The 6,540-nt window shown below is 69.4% G+C and carries 5 protein-coding genes and 1 pseudogene; 4 read left to right on the top strand and 2 right to left on the bottom strand.

Annotation, left to right across the window (positions count from 1 at the left end):
• Nucleotides 1-548 precede the first annotated feature (548 nt).
• Nucleotides 549-875 carry a four-helix bundle copper-binding protein gene (locus AC08OQ_RS05350; protein ID WP_476611925.1) on the bottom strand — a complete coding sequence of 109 codons (327 nt, stop codon included), beginning with the start codon at nucleotides 873-875 and terminating at the stop codon, nucleotides 549-551.
• A 248-nt stretch (nucleotides 876-1,123) separates the two neighbouring features.
• Nucleotides 1,124-2,473: an amidohydrolase family protein gene (locus AC08OQ_RS05355; RefSeq protein WP_462203786.1), complete on the bottom strand. Its 1,350-nt coding sequence runs from the start codon at nucleotides 2,471-2,473 to the stop codon at nucleotides 1,124-1,126.
• A 1,150-nt stretch (nucleotides 2,474-3,623) separates the two neighbouring features.
• Here AC08OQ_RS05355 and metK point away from each other — a divergent pair.
• The 4 genes and pseudogenes from metK (at nucleotide 3,624) to AC08OQ_RS05375 (ending at nucleotide 6,451) form a co-directional block, all read left to right on the top strand.
• A complete protein-coding gene (metK, locus tag AC08OQ_RS05360) occupies nucleotides 3,624-4,829 on the top strand; it encodes a methionine adenosyltransferase (protein WP_476601779.1) in 1,206 nt (401 codons plus the stop codon).
• A 212-nt stretch (nucleotides 4,830-5,041) separates the two neighbouring features.
• Nucleotides 5,042-5,503 (top strand): DUF309 domain-containing protein, encoded by a 462-nt coding sequence (locus AC08OQ_RS05365; protein ID WP_476601780.1) that lies wholly within the window; start codon nucleotides 5,042-5,044, stop codon nucleotides 5,501-5,503.
• Nucleotides 5,504-5,525: 22 nt separating this feature from the next.
• Nucleotides 5,526-5,910: pseudogene (locus tag AC08OQ_RS05370) on the top strand (ISAzo13-like element transposase-related protein); the annotation flags it as partial.
• Between the two features lie 406 nt (nucleotides 5,911-6,316).
• The gene (locus AC08OQ_RS05375; RefSeq protein WP_476601781.1) at nucleotides 6,317-6,451 is read left to right on the top strand and encodes a toll/interleukin-1 receptor domain-containing protein; all 135 of its coding nucleotides are present in this window, start codon (nucleotides 6,317-6,319) and stop codon (nucleotides 6,449-6,451) included.
• Nucleotides 6,452-6,540 lie beyond the last annotated feature (89 nt).

Below are 6,540 nucleotides of genomic sequence, written 5' to 3' on the forward strand. Positions count from 1 at the left end.
TGGGGGCGCGGATAAACGTATGCTGACGAAACCAGGGACGACACAGCATGCTCCGATCGGAAACCGTCCAGAGATGTACCCGGTACTGACCGGACATCGATACCGAGGCAGCTGGCGTCCACGCAGGCAATGACGATCTGGAGACAGACATATCGAGCGGCCATGAATAAGGAGAACGCCAGAGAGAACACCGAGCGAGGGAAAGCCGAGGAGGCTAGTAAAGCACGTGAAGTGGCCGGGCCGGACAACCGGACGAGGCCACTCGCAGGAAATCGATGTGGCCACGGATGACCAGGGGGGTCATCCGATCCACCCAGGAGGACATGACCATATTCTGCCTATCCGACGGCTACCTGTCAACATGGTCAATATTGTTACTCAGGTGTTTCACCCCATGTCCGCCCGAGGATACGTAACCGTAGCCACCAGTCGTGACCGAGGCCACGTGGCACGTGGCACGTGGCGCCGCACAGCTGCACGGCCCCGGACGTCGGGGCGGAGTCGGGTGATCGCCGGCTACGCCCCGGCGCCGTCGGGCCGGACGCCGCTCAGGCGGCGGCGCCCACCATCGTGTTGCAGCTCTCCGCGCAGGATCGGCATGCGCCGGCGAGCTTGGCGAGCTGCTGATCCTGCGGCATCCTCTCGCACATCTCAGCGCACATCACGCAGATCCGCGCGCACATCGCGCACATTTCCCCGTGCATCGGCGACATCCGGCACATCATGTCGGCGCAGGTCCTGGTGACGGCTGCGCAGTCCATCATCAGCCGCATGTTCGCCGACTCCATCATGGCGCCCGGCATGTCCATGCAGTAGGAGATCGTCTCCTCGCACAGGGCCGAGCAGGACATACACTCCTCGATGGCCTTCCGCATGTTCTTATTGATCATTTCAGCGTGCTGCATGAGAACCCTCCAGGCATTGGAGACGCGGCACCCCGTACCAGCAAATGGCCCGGGCCACCTGACGGCAGCCGGCAGCGGGGCCCCTACGACAATAGCTTTCGGGGGCCGATCCGCATCTCGGTCAATCGCCGTCCCAGAGCGGATCCGACGAAAGCCCGCGAAGCCATACTAAGGGTATTTCTTTTGATATTTCGTGAACATTCTAGAAAACGGGAGAGTCAGCTGGACGGCGACGCCGCGGGCCGCTCGGGAGCGATTCTCGGCACCTCTTCCATCACCATGGTGGGGCGGACCAGGTTCCCGGGCAGCCGCGGGTGGGGCAGCACCGCACGACCGCCAAGGAACACCCCGCTCACGGCGCCCGGCCGCTCGAAGACCGACAGGTCCCCGGGGTCCGCGTCGAGCAGGATCGCGTCGAAGGCGGAGCCGACGGCGATACGGCCGGCTCCCTCCCCCAGTCCGAAGAGCCGGGCTCCGGTCGCGGTCGCGGCGAGCAGCGCCTCGGGCGGGGTGAGCCCGGCGCGGCGCAGCCGGCTGATCTCGGCCAGGTTCGTGCCGTGCCGGGTGCGGTGCCGGGCGTCGCTGCCGAGCGCGATCGGCACCCCCGCCGCACGGGCGACCGCGATCGTGCCGGCCAGCGCGGCCTCGGTGGCCTCGGCCCGGTCCACCGCCCAGCCCGGCAGCACTCCGGTGGCCGCCAGCGCCGCCAGGTCCTGGTAGGGCGACAGGGTGGGGACGAGCGTCACCCCGGCGGCCGCCACGGCGGCCGCCACGGGCTCGGTGAGCCCGATGCCGTGCTCGATGGACCGCGCTCCGGCGGCGACCGCGGCCTCGATCGACCGCTCGCCCAAGGCATGCATCATCACCGGGCGTCCGTACCGCCGGGCCTCCGCGACGGCGGCCGCAAGCTCCACCGGGCTGAACTGCGGCTCGGGCTGCCCCGGCCGGGCGGACATCACCCCACCGCTCGCGTAGATCATGATCCAGTCCGCACCCGCACGCAGAACGCCCCGCACCGACGCCGGCAGGCTGCCCGCCTCGGTAACGGTATGCGGGGGCCGGCCGGGATAGTCCGGCATGAGAACATCTTCGGCCGACTCCAGCCCGGGACCGATGATCGCCCCGTCACCGTGCCGCCCGGACCGGCTCAGCCCGACGACGGACACGGCGAGCCGCGGTCCGGGCACGGTGCCCGCGCTGACCGCGTCCCGGATGCCGGCGTCGGCGCCGCCGGCATCCCGCAGGTGTGTGACACCGGCCGCCAACGACGCCCGCAACGCGGCGGCGGTCTGCAGGACCCGCGTGGACAGCGACGCCGTCGCCAGCTCGAACGGATCATAGGTGGACTGCGTGACGTGAGCGTGACAGTCGACGACCCCTGGCATCAGCCACAGGTCGTGGGCGTCAACGTCGACGGCGTCCCGGTCGAGGCCGAGTCGCGTGCCGACCGCATGGATGATCCCGCCGCCGACGGCGACGTCGGTCGGCTCACCGAAGCGCCCGGTCTTGTCGAGGACGTGCACCCCCCGCAGGACGAAGGCCTCGGCCGCCTCGGATCGTCCGGGCACCGTCGACCGCTCGGACTCGGAGCGGCCGGACTCGGACCGTTCCGTCGCGGTGGATCGCCCGTGCGCCGAAGGCTGCTCCGGAGTCAGGGATTGTTCCGATGATGCCAGGGGATCGGTCATGGCCAGCGCCGTTCCTGCCGTTGACGACGACCTCCAGCGCCTCGTTCCGGCCGGATCGAGCATCGACCGACAAACGCGCGGAGGCGGATGTCAGATCGAAGGTCGAGGCCGGGGTGCGGAAGGTCCGGATGTTCCGGAGGTCATCCGGAGGTCAACGGGGACAGGCCGCCGTGTTGACGCGGCAGGTGTCGATATGACGGCGATGAGTGAGTTCGACCGCGCGGCCACCCGGCTGAGGCCACGGCGTCGCCGTGATCCCGCACCGGTCGTCCGACACGACGTCTCCTTGTCTCCCACTCGCTCCCGGATTCACTCGCTCCCGGATAACCGCGCTCAGTGTCATCCGTCACACTCCACCGTAATCACCGGTCCCGGATGACGCAAAGGGTCGAAGGACGAGCCGGTCAGGTCCGCTCACGGGCGAGCAACTCGTAGGAACGGACACGATCCACGTGCTCGTAGGCGATCGTGGTGATCACCGGCTCGTCCGCGCGCCCAGGCAATGGCACACGATCGGCCTGCGGCGTTGACGGCAGGTTGACCGCCGTGGTGAGATCATCCGGTGTTCGGTCCGGCCGTTCTCGTTACGCGTGGCCACGTCGACTTCTCCCTGGTGAGTTCCGCCATCTGTACCGCGCGCTGAGCCGCGCGGCGGACGCGCTCGTCCCGGCGCACCCTCAGCGCGTTCCCGAGATCCACCGCTCCGGTCCGCTCCCTCGGCCTGGCCGGCCATTGAGCCGGCGCGACCAGCACCCCCCTCTCCTCACCTCGGCGCCCGCCGACCCGGAGGGCATGCCCGCATGCCGGTTCGACATCCGACGGCGTCGACATCCAACGGCGTCGACGAGCCCGACGCGGCACCCGGACCCCGAGCACCGATCCTGGTGAAATGACCGTGCCGGCCAGCCAGTGCCGGCAGGGATGTACCGGCGCGGATCCACCCGCGCACGTATGTCCCCGTGCGACCGGCACCTCCTCCCGCAACATCACCTTGTTCCATATCTTGTTCCATGAAATGAGGAATCCTTCCATGTCCCGTCGCCTTTTCACCTCCGAGTCGGTCACCGAAGGCCATCCGGACAAACTCGCCGACCAGATCAGTGACGCCCTGCTCGACGCGTTCCTGGCCGGCGACCCCACCTCCCGGGTCGCGGTGGAGACACTGCTGACCACCGGGCACGTGCACGTGGCCGGCGAGGTCACCAGCTCCGCGCACGTCGACGTGACCGCCGTCGTGCGGCGCACCCTCACCGACATCGGTTACGACGCCGCCACCGGCTTCGACGGCGCGACCGTCGGCGTGCTGGTCTCGATCGGTGCCCAGTCCCCGGACATCGCCCAGGGCGTCGACAAGGCCTATGAGGCACGGGTCGAGGGCGGCGAGGACACGCTGGCCCAGCAGGGCGCCGGCGACCAGGGGATCATGTTCGGCTACGCCACCGACGAGACCCCCGACCTGCTCCCGCTGCCGATCACACTGGCCCACCGCCTCGCCCAGCGGCTGTCGAAGGTGCGTCACGCCGGCCTGCTGCCCTACCTGCGGCCGGACGGCAAGACCCAGGTGACCATCGAATACGACGGGGACCGCCCGGTCCGGTTGGACACGGTGGTCGTGTCCGCGCATCACGCCGCCGACGTCGACCTGGCCACCCGTCTGGTTCCGGACATCCGCGACCAGGTCATCGCCCCCGAGCTCAAGCGGCTGGCCGAGGAGAACCTGGGCTTGGAGGTAGACGGCTACCGGCTGCTCGTGAACCCGACCGGCCGGTTCGAGATCGGCGGCCCGATCGGCGACGCGGGCCTGACCGGCCGCAAGATCATCATTGACACCTACGGCGGTTACGCCCGTCATGGCGGCGGTGCTTTCTCCGGCAAGGACCCGTCCAAGGTCGACCGTTCGGCCGCCTACGCGCTGCGCTGGGTCGCCAAGAACGTCGTCGCGGCCGGCCTCGCCCGGCGGGCGGAGCTGCAGGTTGCCTACGCCATCGGCAAGGCCGAGCCGGTAGGCCTGTTCGTCGAGACCTTCGGCACCGAGACCGTACCGGTGCCGGAGATCGCGCGGGCCGTCTCGGAGGTCTTCGACTTGCGCCCGGCCGCCATCATCCGGGACCTCGACCTGCTACGGCCGATCTACGGGCAGACTGCCTCCTACGGCCACTTCGGTCGGACGCTGCCCGACTTCACCTGGGAGCGCACGGACCGCGCCGACGCGCTGCGCGCCGCAATCAGCCGCTGACACCAGCGGACGCTGACACCGCGCCCCAGGTCTTGCCTGGCGACGACTCCGGTCCGCGCGGCTACGGGAGGCGCCACCCGCTAGGGACGGTCAGAGTGGACCGCATGACCACTTCGGACCGCTCCGGGCGACGCGCACCGTCCGGAACACGGCCGCTGCCCGGAACACGCCCCGTCCCCCGGGCACACCCCGCGACTGAACCAGGGTCCGGGGTGTCCCGGCCCGGGGAACGGCCCCGGGACGCGCTGGGCCGCCCCCTTCCCCACGGCGAGACCGGCGTGCCGCCGCTCGCCTCCTCGGCCCCGCTACCGCCGGCCGCGGCACTCGCCGAGGCCCAGCGACTCCTCGACGCGGGACTTCTCTTCCAGGCACACGAGGTACTCGAGGCCGTCTGGAAGAGTCCGGAGACCGACCCCGGCGAGCGCGGGCTGTGGCGCGGGCTGGCACAGCTCGCCGTCGGCGTCACCCATCTGGCCCGCGGCAACGTCAAGGGCGGCGTGGCCGTGCTGCGGTGCGGCGCGGCGAACCTCGCCCCCTACGCGGACCGGCCTCCGCACGGCGTAGCCGTTCCTGGTCTGCTCGCCTGGGTGGACCTGCGGATCGCCGACATCGGCCAGGCCCATCCCGAATTACCGTGCATCACCGCCCCGGACCAGGGAGCCGCCGGAAAATAACTTCGGCTTTTGACCATGCTCTGTGAGGGAGGGGACCGACGAGGTCCTAGCGGAGAAGTTCGCGGTGTTGCTGCCGCATCTGGACGAGCGTCGGCGGCGACTGGTGCTGGGGGCGGATGCCAGGGCGTTGGGGCATGGCGGGATTCGTCTGGTGACCCGGGCAGCGGGGGTCTCGGAGGACACCGTCTCGCGCGGGGCGGCGGCGTTGGACAGTGGCCAGCCTCCGTCCGGGCGGGTCCGCACGGCGGGCGCGGGCCGCAGACCGCTGCGGGAGAAGGACCCGCGCCTGGTGGACGCGCTGCTCGCGCTGGTCGAGCCCGACCAGCGGGGGACCCGGAGTCGCCGCTGCGATGGACGGTGAAATCGACCCGCATGCTGGCAGGGGGGAGCTGACCCGGTCCGGGCACGTGGTATAGCAGGTCATGTCAACGACCACCAGATGTGCGACAGAGTCGTTTTCTTGGCACACCCGCTCCACACGCTCAACCCTGCACCACATGATCAACTTAGGCTACATGACATTGCGTTCAGGGCCGCATCCCACGAACAAACCGACCACACACTCCCACCACCCCAGGAGCGGACTACGAGCCGCTACCAAGCAAACTTGCCGAGACCCTGGGGGCGTGGCCGCCCCGGCCGACGGCAAGCCCCGCCCCGTCGGTTGACCCCACCGCACCACCCCGCGGCGCACCACCTGCCCGTTCTGCCCCGCTGCGGCGGGGCAGAACGGTGGCATTCATCCCGGAACGGCGGTACGATTATCCTTCAGCTGGAGAGAGCAGTGCGGAGGATTTCACAGGTGGGAATCGAGTGGACCAGGGCGACTTCTTCATCAGCTACTGCCAGCGCGACCTGGACTGGGCCGAATGGATCGCCTGGCAGCTACAGGAGGTCGGTTATCGCGTGTTTCTTCAGGCCTGGCATATCGGGGGTCTTCGAAGTTAACCGGGGTGGGCGTGAGACCCCAGCCAGTTTGGTAACTGTGCGTAATGTTGGCTCGGCGTGGCCTGCTGTGACCTGATGTGGCATGCCCC

The sequence above is a fragment of the Frankia sp. CcCS3 genome (genome assembly GCF_977927575.1).

Excerpts from the sequence above, each read along its gene's own strand:
- AC08OQ_RS05350 (WP_476611925.1), bottom strand. The coding sequence starts at position 875 with ATGCGGAAGGCCATCGAGGAGTGTATGTCCTGCTCGGCCCTGTGCGAG.
- metK (WP_476601779.1), top strand. The coding sequence starts at position 3,624 with ATGTCCCGTCGCCTTTTCACCTCCGAGTCGGTCACCGAAGGCCATCCG.